At 57.7% G+C, this 22,843-nt stretch carries 9 protein-coding genes; 6 read left to right on the top strand and 3 right to left on the bottom strand.

Going from position 1 to position 22,843, the window contains the following annotated elements; translation table 11 throughout:
• Nucleotides 1–6: 6 nt before the first annotated feature.
• The 3 genes from IH404_RS06855 (at nt 7) to IH404_RS06845 (ending at nt 1,920) form a co-directional block, all read left to right on the top strand.
• Complete coding sequence (locus tag IH404_RS06855; protein ID WP_005785198.1) at nt 7–291, top strand: putative quinol monooxygenase; 285 nt, start codon at nt 7–9, stop codon at nt 289–291.
• A gap of 60 nt (nt 292–351) precedes the next feature.
• Nucleotides 352–648 carry a cupin domain-containing protein gene (locus IH404_RS06850; RefSeq protein ID WP_005785196.1) on the top strand — a complete coding sequence of 99 codons (297 nt, stop codon included), beginning with the start codon at nt 352–354 and terminating at the stop codon, nt 646–648.
• A 132-nt stretch (nt 649–780) separates the two neighbouring features.
• Nucleotides 781–1,920 carry an OpgC domain-containing protein gene (locus IH404_RS06845; RefSeq protein ID WP_005785195.1) on the top strand — a complete coding sequence of 380 codons (1,140 nt, stop codon included), beginning with the start codon at nt 781–783 and terminating at the stop codon, nt 1,918–1,920.
• Nucleotides 1,921–1,974: 54 nt separating this feature from the next.
• On the opposite strand, the gene IH404_RS06840 is transcribed toward IH404_RS06845, so the two are convergent.
• The 3 genes from IH404_RS06840 to IH404_RS06830 all read right to left on the bottom strand — a co-directional run bounded on the left by IH404_RS06840 (nt 1,975) and on the right by IH404_RS06830 (nt 10,939).
• Nucleotides 1,975–7,149 (bottom strand): DUF6543 domain-containing protein, encoded by a 5,175-nt coding sequence (locus IH404_RS06840; RefSeq protein WP_194440189.1) that lies wholly within the window; start codon nt 7,147–7,149, stop codon nt 1,975–1,977.
• An 85-nt stretch (nt 7,150–7,234) separates the two neighbouring features.
• Nucleotides 7,235–9,259, bottom strand: coding sequence for a M3 family metallopeptidase (locus tag IH404_RS06835; protein ID WP_194440188.1), 2,025 nt, complete (start codon nt 9,257–9,259; stop codon nt 7,235–7,237).
• Between the two features lie 258 nt (nt 9,260–9,517).
• A complete protein-coding gene (locus IH404_RS06830) occupies nt 9,518–10,939 on the bottom strand; it encodes an amino acid permease (RefSeq protein WP_005785190.1) in 1,422 nt (473 codons plus the stop codon).
• Between the two features lie 449 nt (nt 10,940–11,388).
• Here IH404_RS06830 and IH404_RS06825 point away from each other — a divergent pair, with 449 nt between their 5' ends.
• The 3 genes from IH404_RS06825 (at nt 11,389) to IH404_RS06815 (ending at nt 22,714) form a co-directional block, all read left to right on the top strand.
• The gene (locus tag IH404_RS06825; protein WP_194440187.1) at nt 11,389–16,779 is read left to right on the top strand and encodes a hypothetical protein; all 5,391 of its coding nucleotides are present in this window, start codon (nt 11,389–11,391) and stop codon (nt 16,777–16,779) included.
• Nucleotides 16,780–16,898: 119 nt separating this feature from the next.
• Nucleotides 16,899–21,935 (top strand): hypothetical protein, encoded by a 5,037-nt coding sequence (locus tag IH404_RS06820; protein WP_194440186.1) that lies wholly within the window; start codon nt 16,899–16,901, stop codon nt 21,933–21,935.
• A 269-nt stretch (nt 21,936–22,204) separates the two neighbouring features.
• Nucleotides 22,205–22,714, top strand: coding sequence for an ecotin family protein (locus tag IH404_RS06815; RefSeq protein ID WP_194440185.1), 510 nt, complete (start codon nt 22,205–22,207; stop codon nt 22,712–22,714).
• Nucleotides 22,715–22,843: the final 129 nt, after the last annotated feature.

The raw sequence follows: 22,843 nt of genomic DNA, 5'->3' as shown, positions 1-22,843 counted from the left end.
CCCGCCATGTTGAAAGTCATTGCTGAAGACTTTATCAAGCCCGAGCATCTGGAGACCGTGCGCCCGTGGTACGCCGAACTGGTAGAAAAAACCCGCCAGGAACCGCTGTGCGTTGCCTACGATCTGTTTGTCGATCAAAAAGACCCAGGGCATTTTATTTTTATCGAACAATGGCCCGATCAGGCAGCGCTGGATGCGCACTGCCAGACCGAGCACTTCAAACGGTTGGTGCCGCAGATCAACGCGTATCAGGCCAAGCCGTGCAGTGTCGTGTTGATGGACGCTTTCTGAAAATACCCATTGCCTGCTGAACCGGACCACCGACGGCATCGTTGAAACAAGGAGATTCACATGCCGTTACTCGACTTCGCTGCAATCGCCGCGCAATTGCCCGACAGTTGGAAATCCACACGCTTGGGTCAGGTTGGCCCGGCGCGGATCAAAGTATTGCGCATGGATGAGCAGGCGTACGAGGAAGAAACCCACGACTACAACGAAGGGTTGTTGGTGATCAGTGGGTACTTGCACCTGTGCATCAGTGATCAAGTCATCAGGGTGGACGCCGGCCAGATGTACCTCGTGGAAGCCGGCACTGCCCACGGTGTGCTCACCGGCAGCCGGGGCATTCTGGTGATCATTGATGTCTAGAGACATTCAGTAATATCCAACCTTTGCAATTGCTTACAAATACCGCCAACCTGCGCCCGCTCGACGTGCGGCGTACGACAACGCGCGCGCTCACCTATCGTCATTCAACTACTTGTTCAAGAGCCCGCTGCCATGCTGAACGGACGCGACCCGCGCATCGATTTTTTTCGGGGCCTGGCGTTGATCTTCATTTTCTGGGATCACGTCCCCCACAACCCTCTCGGCCTGATCACTCTGCGCAACTTCGGCTTCAGCGACGCGGCGGAGGTCTTCGTGTTTCTCGCCGGGTTCGCCTCGGTGCTGGCCTACGGCAAGGTCATGCAGCGCGAAGGTTATTGGATGGCCTGCCTGAAAATCCTGCGCCGCACCTGGGTGTTGTATGTGGTGCATATTTTCCTGCTGGCCCTGCTGATGGGTATCGTGTTCTTCGCCAACAACCATGTAGAAACCCGCGACCTGGTGGCGGAGATGGGCCTGACGCACTTCGTCACCCACCCGCAACAGGCACTGACCGACGAACTGCTGTTGCGCTTCAAGCCCAACCTGATGGATCCGTTGCCGTTGTACATCGTCTTGCTGGCTGGTTTGTCCGTGGTGCTGCCGCTGATGGTGCGCGCGCCCTGGGCCGTGGTAAGTGTCTCGCTGGTGGTCTACCTGATGGCGCCGTGGATGGGCTGGAACCTGCGCGCCATTGCCGATGGCGTGTGGTATTTCAACCCTGTTACCTGGCAATTGCTGTTTGTGCTGGGGGGCGCCGCGGCGATTTACAGCCAGCGGCCCAGCACGCCCGAGACACGCCCCTTGCAGCGCCAGCCGCTGTTCGTTGCGGCGGCGCTGTATGTGGTGGTGGCCGGCGTGATCACGCTGTCGTGGCTCTGGCCAGAAATCCATGATGCGGTGATGCCCACCACGCTCAACAACCTGCTGTACCCCATCAGCAAGACCAATCTGTCACCGGTGCGTCTCGTGCACTTCCTGGCGCTGGCCTATGTCACCGCCAAGCTGTTGCCAAACCCGCAATGGACGCAAAACCGTCTGGCTGAACGGATTTGCCAGATGGGCCGTTATTCCCTGGAAGTGTTCTGCCTGGGCGTGGTGCTGGCGCCACTGGCGGACATGCTCAATGCCCTGGCGGATGACGACGTGGTCATGCAATTACTCACCGCCTTGCTCGGTGTGGTGCTGATGTCGGCCCTCGCGGCCTGGATGGAGTTCAACAAACACCTCAACCAGACGCCACGCCCCTTGAAGCGAGACAGGCCGAATAGTTAATGCCCGCCTCGCTGCGCAGGAGTAAACGGCCCGGGCGATGACCTGACGTTTTAGTCATAAGCCAACAGGTTTCTCTTTTCGACGCCCCAATTGTGCAATCAGGTAGGCGACGGAGTCGGCGTTGTTAAGTACCGTAAGGATGCGTTTAAGCGAATCGGTACGGAAAACTCGCCGCGCATCGGCGAGGGTTTTGGCACCTGTGACGCTGAGTAGCCTGTCGAGCACATGCTGTGTTGACGTGCCCTGGGTAGGGTCTGATTTGAGGCCCGTTGCAACATCGACAACCTGGAACAACTCATGAGTCGGCGTATTGAGCGACAGTCTTGAAAGATGGCGCTTTTCCAGGGCTGCTTTAGTGTTACTGCCCTCAGGGGTTTGCGGATCAATCAGGTCATCAAAGGGATGGCCTGAATGCACGTAAGCCAAGTCCAACGTCGCACAGACATGATGAGTGATTTCGTGAATGAGGGTGGTCGCACGGGCGTGGGCGCTGACATAGAACGGTTTTGTCAACAAATGACTGTATTTCAGACCCGGGTCGAAAAACGTCTCGGTCAAGTACACCAGTTGAAGGGGGTCGGGGACAATCGTAAAGGCCATCAACGTGTGTCCGCCCTGAATAGCCGGCAACCGCGAACGGCCTATGACAAATCGCGTTGAGTCCGAGGACGTCAGTGAGGGCTCCATTAACGCACTGCAGACCTTGTCGATGATCTCCTGAATTTTTTCAAGGTGTTCGACCTCGAGCGTCTGCAAGCCGAAAAACGTTTTGATCTGTTTGACCAGCTCAGGGGCAGCAAGGGGAGTTTGTGTGATCAGGCGCAAATTTTCCTGGGCGTTCTTTGCATAAAACGTCGCCAAGGCAAGTGCATCGGTGATAACCCAGGATTCTCGAGCGTAAAGCGCTCGTATCTCGCGCATTCCGCTGGCCAATACATTCATATTCGAGCGCGCAAATGGCTCGGAGTAGAAGCGATTAAGCAATCGTGCAATTGTCCGTCGCCCCGTCACCAATGGGCCAGCGCTACTGAGCATCCACTGTTGTCGAGGGTTGCGCTGTACCTCAGGGCCGACTTCGCCATCACCGATGATGCGCCAGCCCTGGCCATGCTTGATGACTTCGAACACTTTTCCTGCCACCGCCGCGTAGTAATGGTTGGAAGTCGATCGGTAAAGGTTGAGTGAGGTGTCTTTGATCAGGTTGGCCAAGCTCGGCTCAAGGACTTCGAAACGCTGGAGCCGGGTGCGCGAAGCAGCGGTAATGTCCAGCGCGGGCCAAGACACCACAGAGCTCGCAGATGTGGAAGGCGGCGGGATCGGCTCGGGTGCCGGGGGCACGCCGTCCTCTGATACGGGAGGCATGGAATCGCTCAACCCGGCAAGCGCAGCGACACCACCGATGAAATGACCCAGTGCCTCATGCCATTGGTGGCTTTGCAGCTCCTCGGCAGAAGCCTTGAACAGTTTATAGCTCTGCCAGATCACCAGGGGGTACGCCAGTTTGCCGGCAAAAAATACAGTGGCCGCCTGCACGCCCTCAGAGAACACGGCCTTGGCCGTATCCCAGGCAGTGCCTGCATCAGCGGCTTTTTGGCAGCCCAGCAGCGTTGTCAGCAGCTCGACATTGTCGGTGAACAGCTGTTTGAACAGCGCAGCGTTGATGGGGTTGCTTGCCAGCTGCAGGGTGGTGCTGGCCTGGGGTTGCTCCAGTGCGTTTGTCAGTGCTGCGAGGTCAACGGCCGGGACCACCTGCCGAACCCAACGCTGTAATGCGCCGGAGGCTGTCAACTCAGCACATAGTGCAGCCTCAACGGTATATTCCTTGAGGGTGTAGCATGGGCTATAGGGGGCATAAAGGACGTGAGGCCCCTTGTCACCGGAGGCGGATCCGATCAAATAAGCCCCGGGAATCTTGATGGTTTTCTTCCCGTCATCGACCAACAGTTCCAGAGGGCGGATCATGGCGTTGGCATCCACTACTGTCGCGCGGGCGATCGCATCGGGCATGTCCATGATCTGTTGAATGAGCCCGAAGGCCGTCGGTGAAAGCTGGTTCTGCAACTTCATGCCGTGAGCGTATTGCATCAATTGCCACGGCAGTTGCTTGGCGAAGCGCGTAGAGCGTTGCTCAAAGTCCGAGCTGGCAGGGCCCAGGAAGGATTTGATGTACGTTTGGTAAGCCGCGTTGATGTTCAACGCCTGTATCCGCGTTTTCAGCGTCTGCGCATCCAGGGTGGATGGCAACGGCGTTGTACCGGTGCTGGCGAAGAAGGGCACCTCATCGTTCCAATACGACTGATGACTCAAGGCATAGTCCAGCAGGGACTGATTGCGGGCAGGCGTAGTGCCCTGCGCCGGCAGCCCGACTTCGATTTCATCAGGTGTGACGCTGTCCTGATCGTCAAGGTCCTTCAGTAAAGTGCTGAGCTTCTTGCGCGTGAACTGAACCAGGGAGTCGATCCCGTGCAGGTAATCCTGATTGTCGGTGACATTGTTTCGATACTGCTCCAGCAATTCGACGTACAGCTGTTGATCCACAGCATGAGCTTTGCCCAACCATTGCAAACCCTGTTGCCGGATCATGGCCTGGACCATGTCCTTGGCACGCTGCACGTTGGTGGGCGCAAGGTCTTGTGTGGCTTGAACCTGCCAGAGCTTGCGCAGCTGTTCGACCGACAGCTGCATGGACAGGATTTGCGCCAGTTCATGGTCTTTTTGTTGCGCGTAGGTTCGTTGCAAGTGCTCGACGAGGTTGTCTTCGATCAGTTCAAGGGAACTGAATGCATAGCTCGGTTGTGCTTCCCAGTCCGGTGGCGCCAGGTTCGCCAGGAAAACCTGTCGCTCGTTCGGGATTGCCAGGCGTCGATTTATCTCTGCTTTGAAGTCATTCAATGAGGAGAAACTTTCCAGGCCCAACGCGGGTGTCCACAGCAGCGTGCGGCCGCAATATTGAGGATCAAGCCCGCCGCGCTCGGTCAGCACGAAACAGTTATTGAATACCAGCGGGGTATTCTGCCCAGTCGGTACGACCTGCAAAGAAAACGCATCAGGGCGGAACCCATTGACGCCAGGGCGTAAGTCTCTGGCGTAAATACCTAACACGGTCAAAAGCACTTCGTAGTCGAGGGGCAATAACGCGTTGTTCCAAAGCCTGACTTGCACTTCCCCTGTCAAGCCCATCTCCATTGCCTTTCTCAGCAAGGGCTGCATGTTGGGGGACACGCTGTGGGTTCTACACAGGTACTGTTTAAACCCACCGACTGCACTGCTGATCAGCGTATTGAAGGCAGTGGCGTCCATACTTGAGACTTTAATGGCGGGTTTGCCAGGAGCGGTTGAGTAGACATGAGTGTTAAGCGGATCAATGGGTGGACCCGCTTCGCCACATAAATGCGCCAAAAAATAGTCGACCATACTGCTCGATGAGAGCAGTTGAGGTTTGTCAGTGCCATTCGAAGGGTTGCTGTATTGGCGTACCGAGAGGCACGCAGCCTGCAAGTGTTGCTGCTTGATAGCGTACAGTCTGGTATTGAGATAGGTGATAACGGAACGCTCCAGCGAGGGGCGAAACGATAGGTGTTGTTCGATTTCGGCGGCGACATTTTCGAGTAAATGCACAGTTGTGCGCATTGCAGCAAGCGTTGGTGGAACCCTGGGTTCATTCACCGTCGCCGTCCAGGTGTCTGCCAACTGGGTACTCCAACGCCCCATGGGTTCGAAGGTCAGTAATGTTGGATCAATCATGCCACGTACATCCAGCACATGGTCGACCAGGGCGTCGAGGTCCATCGTGCCCTGGCTCAGGCGATACTGATCGAGGGCGTATTCAAGGTTGCGACCTTGTTTCTCAATGATGCCCTCCATGATGCGTTGGAAAATACCCCCGGTGATCGAGGCTGTGGTGACCTCGCAGGCCAACAGATCGACTTCGTTATAGCGTTCCGGCCTGGACAGGTGCTTTCTCCAGGCATCGGCATGTTGCCTGAAGTTGAGACCATCAAGAAGGTGGGTTTTGAGTGCTCCCAGTTCGGTAAACGATTGCAGGCCTTGTTGAGGGGTGTAGAGCAGCCAGGGCGAGCCATCGTCGCTTTTGTTACTGCTGATGATGAGTGTGCCTGCCAGCTCGGCGGGGGTCTGTTCAGGCTCACTCAGCAGTGCCTTTTCAACATTGATCGCAGGAGCAAGCGTTGTCGCGGGCAGCGCAGCCTTGAGCGGCAAGGCCTGTAGTTGCAGACGCTGCTCAACCGTAATCGTAGTTTGCTGTTGTTGCTCCAGCGCCACCGTGAAAAAGGCATTGGCCATGGCATTGGTAAAAAGTTGTAGCCGTGAGGATCCTGCGGCGGCCGGCAGCGCCCAAAATGCCTTGGGCTGTTGCTTCATATAGGCTTTCAAGCCCCGGGCCAATCCTTGGACTGATACGTCCCAACGCAACTGATCATCAGCGTCCTGAGTAGGCTGCTGGGGGTTGTAGTAGTGCCGGGTTTCACCCGCAGGCCAGCTATTGGCAACGAAATACCTGAGGACAGTTTCGCTCAAGGAGCGGGTGGTTGTGTGTCGGGACGTTGGCGAATCAGAATTGCCTGATTCGCTGGATGCGTCGATAACATAACTCTGCACTTGGATCTGGCGCTGATCGACATCCGTAAAAGACTGCGCCAACTTGGAGGAAATGTATTCATCCAGCAGAGAAGTGAAACTGGGCAGTTTGAGCAGCTCCTCGCGCATCAAACGAGCATTTTCGAGCAGGTTATTGGAGAGGGTCGTATGTTGTGCTTCGAAGACAGCGCCAGCCACGGTATGTGCGGTAATCGTCAGGGCTGCCGTAGGCGTCAGGGTTACTTGCTGGGAGATGGAAAGGTAATCAAGCAACGCCTGGCGCTGCGACGAGTCTTTGAGCCACGACTTCATTTGCGTCTTGAGGATTTCATGGCTTTCCAGCTTTTCCAGACCACGAGCGGGTGTATAGAGAACAACCCCGCCTTCTGGGGCGGGGCTCATGACGAATGCACCCGCCAATTCAATAGCCGGTTGACCGAGCACATTCAGTTGCAGGGTTTGGACGTGCATCGGCGCTTTGTGTGCCCTGCGCAAAGCATCGGTGGCCAGATAGACCGAGTCGAACCAGTCAAGGTCCTTGAGGGTAAAGTTGCGTGTGCGTTGGCGCTCGCTTAGCTGCGTGCGATCGGTTTGGGTTTCGCTGAAAAAATACGGTGGGGTGTCAGTGCTCATTGAGTGCTCTCCATGCCGGATTGGCTGCTGAAGATCACTCTGGCGTTTCAAGTTTCAGCCGAGGGGCTACATATGCACCAGCGCTTCATGCCCCGGTGGAATGCCCGACACATCCCGCGCCGTCCCCCCGAAAAAGCGCAAGTGCGCTCAACAGCGTACCGGTATCGCCCTCAGTGATGAACGCGTCCCGGAAGGCTTTCCCGGTCTCCGGGTTGAACAAGCCATCACGCTCAAACTGTTCAAAAGCCTGGCGGGCCAAGACACCAGACCACTTGTAGGAATACATCCTGGCCCCATAGCTACCCATCGGTTGTTCGAAACTGTTGATCGGGCGGGTGCCATCTGGCCACTGCAAATGCCCGACTTCAACGTTGGCATGGGTGAAAACTTCATGAGGTGTACGCCCGTCGCCGTAAGTACGGTGCAGCTCGAAGTCGACGAGGCCCGTGAGCAAAATACTGGCGCTTTCCTGACTGGTCTGGGTGTGAACAAATCGGCTCATTTGCGTGGCCATATCGTCAGGCAAGGGATCTCCTGTCTGGAAATGGCCGGAGAGCCAGGTCAGGAACGACGCAGTAAAGCAGAATTGCTCCAGCACCTGGCCGAAAAACTCCGTCGTATCATGGCTTAATTGGCCCATACCGGAAATCGCCCGGTAGGGAGCGGCGGTCAACAAGTGCTGCAGGCAGTGGCCGAATTCATGCAATAAGACCCTTAATTGCAAGTGATCCAGCAAGCAAGGCTGAGTCGCTGTAGGGGGTGGCAACTGACTGCGTAGCACAGCTATGGGACGTTGTGGACGCCCCTCGGCCGTCATCCGGTGATTGCGCAAACCTGAGGCGGCGCCAATCTCGCCGCCCGCCATGCGGCGATAAGGGTCAATAAACAAATGCCCAATGGGCTCGGCATACTCCCTGAGTTCGAATACCCGCACATCCGGGTGCCAGGTATCGACTGTGGTTTGTTCAATCAGCTCAACGCCGAACAGCGTTTTGGTGAACGCGCACAAGCGTTGCAGCACCGTTTCCAACGGGAAGTATTTGCGCACTGCGTCTTGGGAGACACCCGCCACGTCCTGGCGAATTTTTTCCGCATAATAGTTGTAATCCCAGGGTTCCAGCGCATCGACCCCACGTTGCGCGGCATAGCGCTGCAGTTGTTGGGCCTCATAGGCAAATGTCGTGCGTGCCCAATCAATCTGCTGACGAAGAAATGCAGTGACCTCATCGGTCGTCTGCGCCATTTGTTCCACCAACGCCAGTTCGGCGAAGTTGGCATAGCCAAGCAATTGTGCTTTCTGGTGACGACTGTCGAGCAACACTGTCAGAACCAGTTCATTGTCGGTGGCAATGGCGTCGGGACCGGTCCCCACGGCACGGCGGTAGTAAGCCACCATCATTTCCTGGCGCAAGGCTCGATGGTCGGCGTAGCTCATCACCTCCTGAAAGGACTGCTCGGAAAGGGTTAACAACCAGCCATCCAGGCTTGCGTCCCGAGCCGCGGCCTCCATGCGTGCCAGGGCCGCGCCAGGCAGTCCACTGAGCATCGCCTTATCTTGAATGTGCTTACGCCATGCGTCGCTGGAGTCTTTCACACGCCGCAGGAACTCTTGGCTGACTTTCTCGATTTGCAGGTTCAACGTTTTGAGCTGTAGTTGATTCTCAGGCGAAAGATCAAGGCCGGCCAAGTGGTACTTGCGCAGTATTTTATGCAATGCACTGTGGCGTTGTTGATTGAAAAGGGCTGCGGGCGGGCTATTGGCAAGTTGTCGGTGAAGCTGGTACAGATCATTGTTCGCCGCCAGCTCGGCGCTGTACTGCATTGCCATCTCATGACTGCGATGTGATGCCAGCTTCCATGCCGGCCCCTGAGGAACGGAGTCAAGCAACTCAATGATTTTGAGAAAGCCGTCCAGGCGTGCCCCCAGTTCTTCCACTGCTTGCACCAGGTCGTCCCACGTAGGGAATAACGCCTGGCTGGCAATGATCGTGGCGGTGGTGTTGCGGCTATCAGCGATGATTTGCTCAATGGCGGGAACCAAGTGTTCTGCTCTGATGGCAGAGAACGGTGGCAAGTCGTAGGGCAGTAGCAGGGGGTTGCTTTCAGGCATGAAATCACTCTTCAAAGGTAGCTGTCGAATCAGCCAGCCTAGGGAATGAATTATCGTTGGAGGGGTAGATAGATATGAGCAACGCGATAACGCGCGGAACCGGATGCCCCGCGTCATACACAGGCGCAGTGCTCGCGATATCAGGCCCCAGGGGCGGCAGGCGCCTCACCGCAAATAGAGGATAGTGCAGAAAATACGGAGGTCAAAAGCCCCACCCCGCGATAGAGCGGGGTGGGGCTTTTTGTCACAAGACACACATCAGGACGCGGAACGCACCGTCCCTTGAGCGACGGTCTTTGGCTGCAACCTGAACACGTAGAACAGCACGGTCAAGACCACCAGGAACACCGGGCCCACATACAGCGCCACACGGGTATCGGGGAAGTACGCCATCAGCCCCACCACCATCACCAGGAACGCCAGCGCCAGGTAGGAACTGACCGGGTACAACCACATGCGGTACTTGAGGCCAGCCGCCTCGGCCGGGCTCAGGCTTTTGCGGAACTTGAGCTGGGCCAGCAGGATCATCAGCCAGGTCCAGATCGCGCCGAACGTGGCAATGGAGGTGACCCACACAAAGACTTTTTCCGGAACCATGTAATTGAGCAGCACACCCAGCAACAGTACGAAGATCGACAACAGCAACGCCTTGCGCGGTACGCCGTTGCTCGACGTGGTGCCGAAGGTGGCAGGTGCCTGGCCGTTCTGCGCCAGGCTGTAGAGCATACGCCCGGTGCTGAAGATCCCGCCGTTGCAGGACGACAGCGCAGCGGTGATCACCACGAAGTTGATGATGCCCGCGGCGGTCTTGATGCCCAGACGCTCGAAGGTCATCACGAATGGGCTGCCCTGGGTGCCGATTTCATTCCATGGGTAGATCGACAGGATCACAAACAACGCCCCCACGTAGAAGAGCAGGATGCGCCAGAACACCGAGCCGATGGCACTGGGAATGGTCTTCTGCGGGTTCTTCGCTTCACCAGCGGTCAGGCCGATCATCTCCACGCCCAGGTAGGCGAACATCACCATCTGCAAGGACATCAACACTCCCGTGACGCCATTGGGCATAAAGCCGCCGTGGGCCCACAGGTTGGAAATGCCCAGCGCCACGCCGTCATTGCCAAAACCAAACGCGATGATACCGACGCCGCCGATCACCATGGCAATGATCGTGACGATCTTGATCAGCGCGAACCAGAACTCGAACTCACCGAACGCCTTGACCGCGATCAGGTTGATTGTGCCCATGCTGATCAACGCCGCCAGGGCCCAGATCCAGCGTGGGGTGTCGGGGAACCAGACGCCCATGTACACGGCCACGGCGGTGATTTCCGCCACGCAGGTCACCAGCCACAGGAACCAATAGTTCCAGCCGGTGAGAAAGCCCGCCAAGGGGCCGAGATAGTCTTGGGCGTAACGGCTGAACGAGCCGGCGACAGGGTTGTGCACCGCCATTTCGCCGAGGGCGCGCATGATCACCAGGATCGCCAGGCCGCCAATGATGTACGAAAGCATGATCGCCGGGCCGGCCATTTCAATGGCCTTGGCCGAACCAAGGAACAGGCCGACACCGATACAGGCGCCAAGGGCCATCAGGCGAATATGCCGTTCACCGAGTTCGCGTTTGAGCGGGCCGCCTTGAGCGGTCTCGCCATGGGGCAGTGGGTTGCCGACTGGCATGGGGTACAACCTCATCTTGTTATTGGATAAACCACTTGGTCTCACAGACAGGCCGATAAGCCTGGCAGTGGGGATGAGTCCGAGTCTGTTTCATGGACAAACCCACCTTGTAGGACGAAACCTACAAAGTCAGCGGGGCATGCAGTATAAAAACCTCGACACAGGGTTTTTCACTATAAAAAAACACAATTTCAGTGGTAGCTCGTGGGAATAAGCCGGTTTACGAAGGAGCTTTAACTGGTTTTATCCTGAAAGCCGCTGACCAAAACGGCGGCGAGTATTGCACAGCATTGGTGCATCGTCATGCCCTGCGATGGCGCAATTGCCGACGCCCGGCTCAAGTCCTTCACCCCATAGCGACACCCACCAGAAAGAAACGAGAACGGTCCCGCTGCAGCCTGCCTCCGTAAAAGGCACGCTCGGCCAGTACCTTCAACGAGATTTCACGGATGACTGACTTGACCACCAACGACAGCCCCTCCCCCATTACTCAGACCACCCTCGACCAAGGCAAGACGCAACGCCAGAGCAGTGACAGGCAAATGCTCCAAACATTGATCGAACACTTGAAAATCCGCTCGAACGCCCCGGCCACTCTTCTGGTCATTACCCCACATTGCTCCCTGGACTGCTGGCTGCAACTCTTTCGCGAGGCGCTCAACCGTCCGCAATTACTTGTCTGGGCCCAACGTCGCTCAATGCGCCTCACCGGCATGACCCTGCGCAACGGAGCGCTGTACGCTAAAAATGCGACCACGCCGAGCGTCACACTGAGCGACGACAGCGGTTGGCGGCGTTTTACACCACCGATTTTGCATATCGCCCACGTCATCGATCCAGACGCCATCGGCCTGCCCTGCCCGCCGCCCAAGGATCAAAACCCACCCCTGCAACTGAGCGCCCGGCAGGTCTTGAGGTTCTACGGCTACCCACAACCGCAAAACCGCATACAGCGTGAGATGGTGATCGAAGAAATGAGTCGCCTGTATTCGTTTTGCGGCAGCGCCGGTTCGCCCAGCCTTACAACCGCGTTCGAGCAATCGAACCAAGACCTGCGCGCTTTGGCTGAACAACTGATGGCCAGCATCATCGCCGCGGATCTGGACGAAACCGCGTTCAGCCCACACATGCTGGACCGGGCGCGATTGCAGTTAACGTCGCAATCGTTTTGCGCCAAAACCCTGAAAAGCGCGGCGACGTTACTCAAGGGCATCATCGAGCACCCGGGGTTTGAGGCATTGGACCAAACCCGTGACCTGCTACCTGACGAATATGATTTTGACCCCCGCATACAGACGATCAGAGGCGTAAAGGCCGATGGCGTGCCTGTCAACATCGGCCGTGAGCTACTGGCGCCGCTGTCGGCGGGCGAACCGCTTGAAAGCCTGATGGTCGTTGCCCGACGCCTGGACCTGAACATCCATGTCGACACCAAGATAAGCCAGGCGCAATTGCTCAGACTCCACGGCCTCGAACTGCCTGGCACCCGCGAGGCTGCCTGGGACCTGGTTGCACGACTGCGCCGCAGTGAACCCCTACTTATTCCTCCCAGCGGTGACCTGGCCAATGCCGATGTCGCCTTGATGGATCACCGCCAACGGCTCGCCATTGCCCATGATCGCGACACCCTGGCGGCAGCGGTGAGCAACATGCTCGTGAACAAAACACCCAGCCCCGCGCATGCCGCCCCCCTAGTGATGCTGACCGACACCCCGCTCCCTCACCCCGCCCTTACGCCCTCGACACCGCAAAAGCAGACAGACCTTAAAAAAGGGCTGCAGCGCTATAAACTCGACATGCCGATAAAACAGAAGGCGCTGCAAAAAAACCTGTACAGCCTGGAAACCACCCAACCCGCCTCCCCCAGACTGGGAAACTATTGGGCTGCCCTGGGCATGCCTCAACCAGACACACTAACCCTGTCAGCCGAGCAACGCGCCAAGGTCATTCGTGTCACCCGTGATTTTTTACCCAGCCCCAATACAGGTTTAATCGACCTGTTGGCCGCCGACCTGCTGGCGGATCACACCCTCCCGGCCGAAGCCGATGAACTGCTGCACAAATTACTCGCCCGCCCAGCGGTGCAAAGGCTGGCGGATCTGTTGATCAGCGCTGTGCAGTGGTATGGCCACGCAACCGATGAGACGACCAATCAAGCAAGCCGTGACGCCCTGATATTGGCCGCATTGATCCTTAACCTCGATCCACACGCCGGTGAAACACGCTATAGGGTGGCCGGCCTGAACCTCAATCACAGCGATTACTGGGGGCGGTACTACTCGCCATTACGTACCATCATCGAATTGCACCTGATCGACAGTGGCGTCGCGACCTCCGCCACCGCCGCGTTGGCCGCGCATCTGTTGCTAGCCGGTATCGCGCCTGAGTTCCTGGTCCAGGAGATTCCTGACTCGCTGTATTTCATGAGTTCTCACGCCTGGATGCTCTTCAAGCACGGCGTGATGCTGGCAGAAGCGCTCGCCTGTGGCTCATCCAGACACCTGACGTTCAATGACGTCATGACCCTGGCCATGCAAGAGTCGGGCAACCGTAGGCAACAAGAATGGCGCACACATTACGCGACCGGCAGCCTGATCGACTGGGCGGTTGCCCAGGGCGAACTGCAAGCCGCGCCCGCCGATCATGCCTATAGCGTGGATGAGATCGATGTCGTCAAAAAAAACCTGGACACGCGTATCGAGGCATTGCGCAAAGCCTCGACACTCTTCGTCACCCCGCTCACCACCCGCCGAAGTCTTGCACGCAAGGACCTTGAAAAAGCGTTCCCCAAAAACCGATTCCTCACGCGCAAATGCCTGCATTGGAAAGCCAGCCCCACCCAAGTCCCTCCCCCACACCTCCTGCCGGGTATAAACCCGCAATCATTGGTGGAGCTGCACATGAGTGGTCACTTGCAGCCCTTTGCAGCACAGTGGCATTCAACACGCCCAGGCATCGACCTGGCGAACATGAAAGAGCACTTCGCCAAACTGGCGGATATCAACATGCTGTTCCAGACGGTTTGCGAGACTCGGGTAAAGGCACTCAAGCAAGCCTACACCTGTGTCATTCAATACCTGCTGTCACAGCTGCCACTGGCCGATCGTTTGAAACTGCAAAAAGGCGACGTGCAACTGTTGGTGATGCGGCAACCAGCGAAAAAACCACCTCACCTGGAGGCGCTGAGCGAACGGATGGCCCGCACAGGCAGGCTCGGTTTTATCCTGAGCTGCAAGGTAAACGGCAATGTTCATTACTATGAGCTGTTTCCATTACTGAACCTTGTGTGCAAAAACGATCGTATTCCATCTGGCCTGGTACTTGGCGGTGTGTCCATGACAGTGACCACCGGCAATCCCCGTAGCATCCAACCGACCACAGTCATGTACTTGGGCAGCCGGTTACCCATTGACGAACAAGCCTACTTGACAGGTCGACCACCGAGGCCCGATCAGCATTCAACCGTGGTGCTGGATCAACTATGGCACTTCGAGGCCGCGCCGACACTCGATTCACCGTTGACTTTCGACTCGCCCAGATGCCGCAGCCTGGCGAACACCATCGTCGAACAACATTTCTTCCTCGATATCGATGCCTTGCTGGTACAAGCCCGGGAGTCGACCACCCTTGAGAAGAGAACACAAAACGCCGAGAACCTCTTCAAGGTGCTTTTAGGTTTCATACCTTTCTGGTCCTGCGCCCACGACCTGGCCTCTGGCGAAATCAATCGCCAGGTAGAGGGGGCCTGGGGGTGTGCCTTCGATGCAATTGGCTTGTTCCTCCCAACCAAAGGCTTGCTGGTCGGCGGCGTGAACCGCCTGAGAAACACCGCCCCGGCCTACGTAAAACTCCTGCAAGTGGCCAAACTCAGTGCCCGCTACCTGAACGACACCCTCAACCCTCTCGACCTGGCGCCGTCCCTGGTGCGCCTTACCGGATATGGCCTGATACAGCTGAATCAATCAGGCCAACAGGCATTGAACACAGCACTGCGCAATGCCCGGCAGCAAAGCGTGCCTGGAACCGCCACCCCCTACACCCGGCTGATAGACAGGGCCGATGCAGGGCCGGCAACCGTGACGCACACTGATGGTTTGACTGACCTGCTGGTGATTAAACGCCCGCTCGCCTGGTATGCCTTCGACAACTTCAGCGCGCGACCTTATGGGCCTCAAATACAGAACTTGCGCCTCGCCAACGCCATTGCAGTCACCCCCGTCAGCACGGCGGACGGCTACAAGGCGCTGGTGGCGCAACCACTTTTCGAAACGCCGCCTTTGATCATGCAACGGGCCAATGCCACTGACCTGCTGGACCAGGACCGCGTATGGCGCCTGAGCCATAACACCCCCAGTCATCTGGACGAGTTGAACTCACCCACCTTTTTCAACCTCACCGACGAGCTCGATTCCGTATGCACGCCCGGCAGGCAAAAACGCAGCCCGATTCCCCTCATCTGCTTCACCAAAAAACTCTATCCGCACCAACGCTCGATCCAGAAGCGCCGAGTCCAGGCGCTGGAACATATCCGACTGATACCCGCCCCGCTGCAACTTGTGGGCAAACGCAAGCTGGTGATCAACCGCTGTGTCCATGAGGTAAACCCTCATGGCATCGGATTCAGGCTTACACCGTTACCTGCGCACCCTCCCCTGCAGTACAGGCCACAGACCCACGGCACGTTCATCAACGAGCCCGAATTCGGCCTGCCCAACGCTCAACTGGACATCCAGTTGAGTACCCAAAGCAGTGTCGTGAAACTCAAAGGCATTGTTGATGGCATCGATGACAACCGCACCCTGCGGGCGCTGATCGTTGACCTGTCTCCCCCCAGCGTGACGGTTGGCAAACACCTGGTGGTCGAAGCCGACGTGGGGTTTTTTTACAAGACGACCACCGTCGCGCCAGGCTCTGGCGACCTACAGTTTGACTTGCTCAATTACAGCCGGGGCGGCGACGAGAGCGCACTGATCAACGCCTACGGTGACCTGAAGAACCAATACCTGCACTCAGGGGGATTTATCGTCGACCAACCGCTGGTGACCCTGCCGACCCTGGAAACGCTATACCGACAGTTGTTCCAGCGCGGTTTTTCCGCCGAAAAGGTTGCACTCATCCGCACCAGGACCAACGCGCTTAAAAAACTCAAACAACGCGAGTTTTTGCTGAACACCTCCTCTGAAGGACGACGCCTGAACATTAACGTCGTCGCCGAACCGATCACGCTTGATACCTGGGCGCCCAACCCCATCACCCAGCCCAGCACCGATCAGATCAACCGCTACCTGGCCGAGCAGGCCTATGCCAGCACCCATGCACGCGTTGAAACAACCGGTATCGGCTCGGCCAACATCAAGGGCGTCACCCGAAGCGAAGCCCTTCGCGCGCAGACAGCCGAGCCCGTGGTGATGTGGGAATACAGCAAGATTGGCCATCCCAACTACACCGAAGTCATTCTCAAGACCGGAGCCGGCAATTGCGACCAGTTGGCCCATGTCGCCCGCGAGCAGATTCGTAGCAACGGCGGTACCGCGCAATTGTGGGGGACGAACCCACCCGCCCATGCATTCGTGCTAGTGGGGACACCGCCGGTAGGTCTGCACCAAACAGCCGACTTCAGCCAAGCGCAATGGGCGGGCTTATGGATTTGTGACCCCTGGACTTCGATTGTCTGCCCGGCAAACAAATACATGAGCAAACTCATCGCCACCATGGAAGCTTGGAACAAGAACAAGCTCTCGGTGTTATTCAATGACGGGGTTCAATATCGCTGGGGGCCAGCCAATGACGCCGCCTGGCTGAACTTGTTGAACACCAGCATTAAATACGCACTGACATAACTCCACCCAGCCTTTATGCAGGGTTAGCGGGCAACACGCGCGCAGAACTTGCACGACAGTCAGCATTAAAGACCGCGCCCCCTGCATAGCGGCGGTGATCACCAACGAGACATTTCCAAATGACAGACTTCCCACCCCCGCACAATCCTCCCAACCCATCGCTGCGCCAGGATGGCAACCAGCAAATGTTGAACACCTTGATCGAGCACCTCAAGGCCGGCCCGCACCCCCCATCGACTTCACTCATGGTGCCGCTCCATTGCTCCCTCGGCCGCTGGCTGCTGCTGTATCGCCAAGCGCTTGAGCGCCCGTCTTTCCTCACGTGGGCCGAACAGCAGGGCTTCAAGCCGATTGACGTGAGCGTGCGTAACGGGGCACTGCTTGCCAACGGCACAGCATTCACCCTTGAAGGTGCCAGCGGTTGGCGGCAACTCGCGCCGCCCATACTGGCCATCGCCCGGATCATCGACCCTGATGCGGTCGGCCTGCCTTATCCTGCCGATAACCTGCTGCTGAGCGCCCGTCAGGTACTACGGTTCCATGGCTACCCCCAACCGACCACGCTTGCCCAACGCGGCGTGCTGATTGACGCACTGGGCAGGACCGAATCTGCGCTCGCGGACGCGTTCGAGCGACTGAATCAGGATCTGCGCGCGGCAGCCAATGCACTGCATGCACAGATCATCGAAGATGACCTGAACGAACACACATTCAACCTGTTGAGTGTGTACCACTGCCGTTTCCCGCTGGCTGGTGGCTCGTTCTGGGCCGTGACCATGCAGACCGCCGCAACGTTACTCGGGGAAATCACTGAGCATCCGCAGTTTCTCGCCTTGACTCGCCCCGATGCACTGACCCCCGGCCTGTACGAATTTGACCACCAGCAACACTCGATCAAAGGCGTCGGCCCTTGGGGTCAACGGGTAGACATCAGCCATGAACAACTGTCGCAGCTGCCGCTGGGCGATCGCCTTGAACGCTTGCAAGCCTGCGCTGCGGCCATGAACCTGTTCGTCCATCAGGACGGCCAATTCAGCCTCGCACAGTTGCTCAGCTTGCACGACCTGCCGTTGCCCGATAATCGCGAGGCGGCCTGGAAGCTGATGGAACAACTGCAGCGCAGCGAACCGGTGCCGGTGCCGCCCGTGAGTGATCTGGCGCATTCCGACGTCGCCTTGCGGCAGTATCGACAACGCCTCGAAACCACCCGGCTCGCTAGCCCCCAGCTAGGCAATTACTGGGAAGCCCTGGGTATGCCACTACCGGGTGCGCTGACCCTTTCAGCCGAACAACGCGCTAAGGTGATCCACATCAGCGCCACGTTTGTCCCACAACCCAGCTCCGGTTTGTTCAACCTGCTGGCCGCCGACCTGCCGCCCGGGCCACCGGATGAACAACTGCAACAACTGCTTGCCGCTCCCCGTGCGCAGAAGCTGGCCGACTCGTTGCTCGGCGCCGTGGGCTGGTTTGGACACGCCCCCGGTGAAACGACCAGCAACGCCAGTCGAAACGCATTGGTTCTTGCCGCGCTGATCCTCAGTCTCGACCCGCAGGCCGCACAAGCGCGATACACCCTCGCCGGCCTGAACCTGAACCACAGCGATTACCATGGGCATCCTTATGCAAACCTGCGCCGCTCACTTGAGCTGCACCTGATTGAGGCCGCTGTTGCTACGCCTCAAACCACAGCGTTGGCCGCACACCTGTTGCTGGCCGGTGTCGCACCGGAATTTCTGGTGCAAGGCATCCCTGACTCGCTGTACTTCATGACCTCCCACGCCTGGATGCTGTTCAAACAAGGCGTGATGCTGGCAGAAGAGCTCGCCTGTGGGTCAACACGACAGCTGGCGTTCAGCGACATCATCGCCCTTGCCACCCAGGAGCCGGCGACGGACCAGGAACGTTTGTGGCGCGAGCATTACGCCACCGCCACGCTGATCGACTGGGCAACCGTCCACGGCGAACTGCAACCTGCGCAGACTTATCGAATCGATGAAATCGACGCCGTCAAAGAACGCCTGAAAGCCCGTATCAAGACCTTGCACGAAGCAGCCGAATCCATGCGCAGCAAGCTCATCACACGCCGCAGCCTGGCCTTGATGGACCTTAAGCGCGTCTTCCCCACCCACCGCGGGCTGAAGAAAAAATGCCTGCAAGAAGGGCAAGGCCCCTCTCGGCTCCCCTCCTACAGACCGACCACGGGCGTAAAGCTTCAGTCGTTGGTGGATCTGCATATGGGTGGCCACCTGCAGCCCATTGACGACAAATGGCGCTCAACCGACTCCAAACTCGACCTCTCCCTGCTGAAAAAAAACTTTGGCCAATTGCGCGATGTCAACGCGCTGTTCAGCGAGGCCGCAGGTGCTTACACCCAACGACTCAAAGAGGCCTATATCCGAGCGATCAGTTACCTGCTGTCGCAGTTACCCCTGGCCGACCGCAAGTGCTTACACGAGGGGGAGGTACAACTGCTCGTGGTGAGGCAAGCCGCCAGCAAACCGCAGATCGACGAAAGGCCCGGAGAAAAAATGGCCCGTACCGGCCGGTTCGGCTTCATCCTGCGTTGTACGGCAGGCAACAGCTTCCATGACTACGAACTGTTTCCCCTGCTCAATCAAGTGCAACAAAACACCCGCCTTCCCGCCATCCTGGAACTGGGAGGCCGCCCACTCAAAGTCACCACCGGCTCCCCCCACAGCACACGACCGATCGCGTATTTGCATGAGGGCAGTCGTCTGGCCATTGATGAGGACGCCTACTTCAAAGGCCACCCACCCACACCTGGCAGGTATTGCACCGTTATCGTGGATCGCCTCTGGCATTTCGCGGGGCTTGCGGCCACGGCCCGTCCGCTGGTGTTCGACTCGCCAAGAAACCTCACGTTGGCGAGCACTATCGTCAAGCACCACTTTTTCATCGATGTCGATATCTGGGTGGCCCAGGCCAAAGGCTTGACCACCCTTGAAGAGCGAAAAAAAAACAGCGAGCAGTTGTTAGAGGCGCTGCTGGGCTTCATACCCTTCTGGTCCTGCGGCCACGACCTCGCGTCAGGGGAAATCAAGCGTGTGCTCGATGGCACCCTCGCCTGTTTCTTCGACATGCTTGGCTTGATCATGCCGACCAAAGGCTTTATTACCAGCGGCTGGAGCCGCCTGATCAAACCCGCACCGACCTACTTGAAACTGCTGCAACTGACCAAACTCAGTGCCATCTTTGTCAATGAATTGCTCAACCCACTGGAGGCGGTGCCATCGTTGGTGCGCTTGACGGCCCATGGCCTGGCCAGGTTAAACCACTCAGGCCAGCGGGCGCTGGCGGGCGCACTGCGTCATGCGCAACAACGGCTGGCCCATGGGACAACGATTGATTATGGCCGGCTGATCAACCGCGCCGACGTCAGGCCTGGCGTTCTGATACACCCTGAGGGGCTGACGCCTCTGTTGGCGATCAGGCGCGCCAACGCCTGGCATGCCTTTGACCCCTTCAGTGCAAGGCCGTACGGTCCCGCGCTGGAAGGTTTGCAACTGGACACCACGATGGCCGTCACCCCGGTCAGTTTCGCCGACGGCTTCAAGGCGCTCGTTGTAGAACCCTTTTTCGACACAACGCCCTTGCTCATTCAACGCGCCGACGCGACCGACTTGTTGGACCAAGGCCGCGTCTGGCGTTTGTCCCATAAACACCCCAGCCAGCTGGACGAACTCACCTCAGCGCCCCATACCAAGCTCACCGACCACTTCGACACGGTCTGCCCCGTCGACAGAGCAAAGCGCAGCCCGGGAGTGCCCCTCATCTGTTTTACCAAAAGGCTGTACGCCTTTAAGGATTCGATTCATAAACGTCGAGTCCAGGCGCTCGACCATATTCGCATCCAGCCAGCGCCGATGATCGATGGCAACAAACGCCAGTTGGTCTATTACCGAAACGTGCATGATGTCACCCCGTACTACGACAGCTTCGAGCTGACCCCTCACCCCCAACCCTCAGCATTGATCTACCAACCGCAGGTCAGCGGCAGGCGCGTAGACAACGAGCCGCAGTTCGGCTTGCCCGAAGACGACCTGGACAACCTGCTCACCCGTAAAACCCAAGTGGTGGAAATCGACGGGCTGGTGAACTTCATCAATGACCGCAGAACCCTCCGGGCGCTGGAGATCACCCTCCCCAACACGACAACGCCTTACTGGGTGGCCGAGGCCGATGTGGGTGCTTTTTACCGGGCAGACGCAACGCCCAGCGGTGCCGACACCTTGCAATTCCACCAATTGAACTTCAGCCAAGGCGGGGACGATACAGCCCTGATCAGGGCCTATTGCGATATCAAAATGCAGTTCTTAAAAGCCGGCGGGATGATTCCCGACCAACCGCTGGTGACACTGCCGACCCTCGAAGTCCTGTACCGACAGTTGAGCAAGCGCGGATTTTTGCCGAAAAAAATCGAAAATATCCGCAAAAAGGCCAGCACCCTGAGGGTCATCAAGCAGCGGGAACTGCTGCTTAACGCCTCGGACGAGGGAAGGCGCCTGGATATCAATGTGGTCTCGCGGCCGGTGCAGCTGGACATCTGGCCACCCAGACCCGCCACGGGTGGCCCGTCCAATAAATACTTCGCAGAGCAAGCCAACGCCAGCACCCAGGCAGTGGTGGATAGAACCGGCCTGAGATCCAACAACGTCGTCGGGGCGACCCCGGATGAAATCCTGCGACTGCAAGAAGCTGAACCCGTTGTGTTGTGGGAGTACAGCCAGATCGGTCACCCGAACTACACCGAGGTCATTCTCAAGACCGGTGCCGGCAATTGTGACCAGATGGCCCATGTGGCGTGTGAAATGATCCGAACCAATGGCGGCGTCGCTCATGTGTGGCGCTGCCGGGGCCATACCTTTGTGGTGGTGGGTACGGCCCCTGCGGGCTTGACCCAGACCCTGGATTTCCAGGGCACCGACTGGGCGAACCTGTATATCTGCGACCCCTGGGCGTCCATTACGTGTCAGGCGCAGGACTATATGCGGCAACTGAACATAAAAATGAGAGTCTGGTACCTGGAGGACAAGCTGGTGTTTTTCCATGATGGCGTGAGCCGTCGCTGGGCACCGGCCCATGACTCGACCTGGCTGAACATACTGGAGACCAGCATTAAATATCCGCTGCCATGAACACATTTTTTCCCAACCGGCCCGAGGCCAACCCCGCTGTAGACTGGCCGCGCTCAGCCAAGGTCGCGTGGTCACAAGTGGCCAAGTTGCTGCACCTGCCAGGCCAGAGTGCCGACGGCAGCACCCTGGCCACGCAACTTGAAAAATACCGCCACTCTCCCGATGGCCTGACCGTGTCGGGCGCAGGCGTAATTAATTACCGGAGTCAGCAGAGGCAGAAGTCGTTAAATCGCCTAGTCGTTCAACAACCGAACTGAAAAGGCAACATCATGGACATTACCCAATCCGTTATCTCTGAAATAGTCACTGCCGTCGTGGCAGCGCTTGACTCCACGCCCACCATCGAGCCCCCCATAACCCCATGCGTTAATTCACCTGGGACACCTAATCGACCTGAAAACGCGTGGGTTCCCCCCGCCTATAGAAAACATATTTTCTGGCTGGATAAACGCAACAACGAAGAGAGTCTCGTCGTTGTTATCCATGGAGGGATACTCATGGACAATGACTGTGCCGACTACATAGTAATGCCCGGAGTAGGCGGAGAGCTTCGTATGACTGACGCAGGCTACTACCAGATCGACCGCCCCCATCCACACTCCCATCTGAAGAGACCGCGCCTGACCTGCGGTTCCCTTCCCCGCAGAAGGCATCCTCTGTACCTGCACAATAACGTTCTGAACTACTCCAGTAGCAATCCGATAGTCATTCATGCACACGAAGACATTAATGTCTCATACGTGGTACAGGAGAAAAGAGCCGAAGCAACCACCGGCTGAGCCCTCACAGTACACATTCGCTGAACAAGAAGCGGCGCATGGGCCTGGGCGGGCCACAGCGGCCTGGTGTTACGCAGGCGTTACTGGAACGGGGCCAGGCTTGCAACAAACCTCATGGCACCGGCAATC

Source organism: Pseudomonas sp. OST1909 (assembly GCF_015277575.1).
Classification (GTDB): domain Bacteria; phylum Pseudomonadota; class Gammaproteobacteria; order Pseudomonadales; family Pseudomonadaceae; genus Aquipseudomonas; species Aquipseudomonas synxantha_A.
This window is presented reverse-complemented; position numbering and strand designations above follow the sequence as displayed.

Excerpts from the sequence above, each read along its gene's own strand:
- IH404_RS06855 (WP_005785198.1), top strand. The coding sequence starts at position 7 with ATGTTGAAAGTCATTGCTGAAGACTTTATCAAGCCCGAGCATCTGGAG.
- IH404_RS06850 (WP_005785196.1), top strand. The coding sequence starts at position 352 with ATGCCGTTACTCGACTTCGCTGCAATCGCCGCGCAATTGCCCGACAGT.
- IH404_RS06845 (WP_005785195.1), top strand. The coding sequence starts at position 781 with ATGCTGAACGGACGCGACCCGCGCATCGATTTTTTTCGGGGCCTGGCG.
- IH404_RS06840 (WP_194440189.1), bottom strand. The coding sequence starts at position 7,149 with ATGAGCACTGACACCCCACCGTATTTTTTCAGCGAAACCCAAACCGAT.
- IH404_RS06835 (WP_194440188.1), bottom strand. The coding sequence starts at position 9,259 with ATGCCTGAAAGCAACCCCCTGCTACTGCCCTACGACTTGCCACCGTTC.
- IH404_RS06830 (WP_005785190.1), bottom strand. The coding sequence starts at position 10,939 with ATGCCAGTCGGCAACCCACTGCCCCATGGCGAGACCGCTCAAGGCGGC.
- IH404_RS06825 (WP_194440187.1), top strand. The coding sequence starts at position 11,389 with ATGACTGACTTGACCACCAACGACAGCCCCTCCCCCATTACTCAGACC.
- IH404_RS06820 (WP_194440186.1), top strand. The coding sequence starts at position 16,899 with ATGACAGACTTCCCACCCCCGCACAATCCTCCCAACCCATCGCTGCGC.
- IH404_RS06815 (WP_194440185.1), top strand. The coding sequence starts at position 22,205 with ATGGACATTACCCAATCCGTTATCTCTGAAATAGTCACTGCCGTCGTG.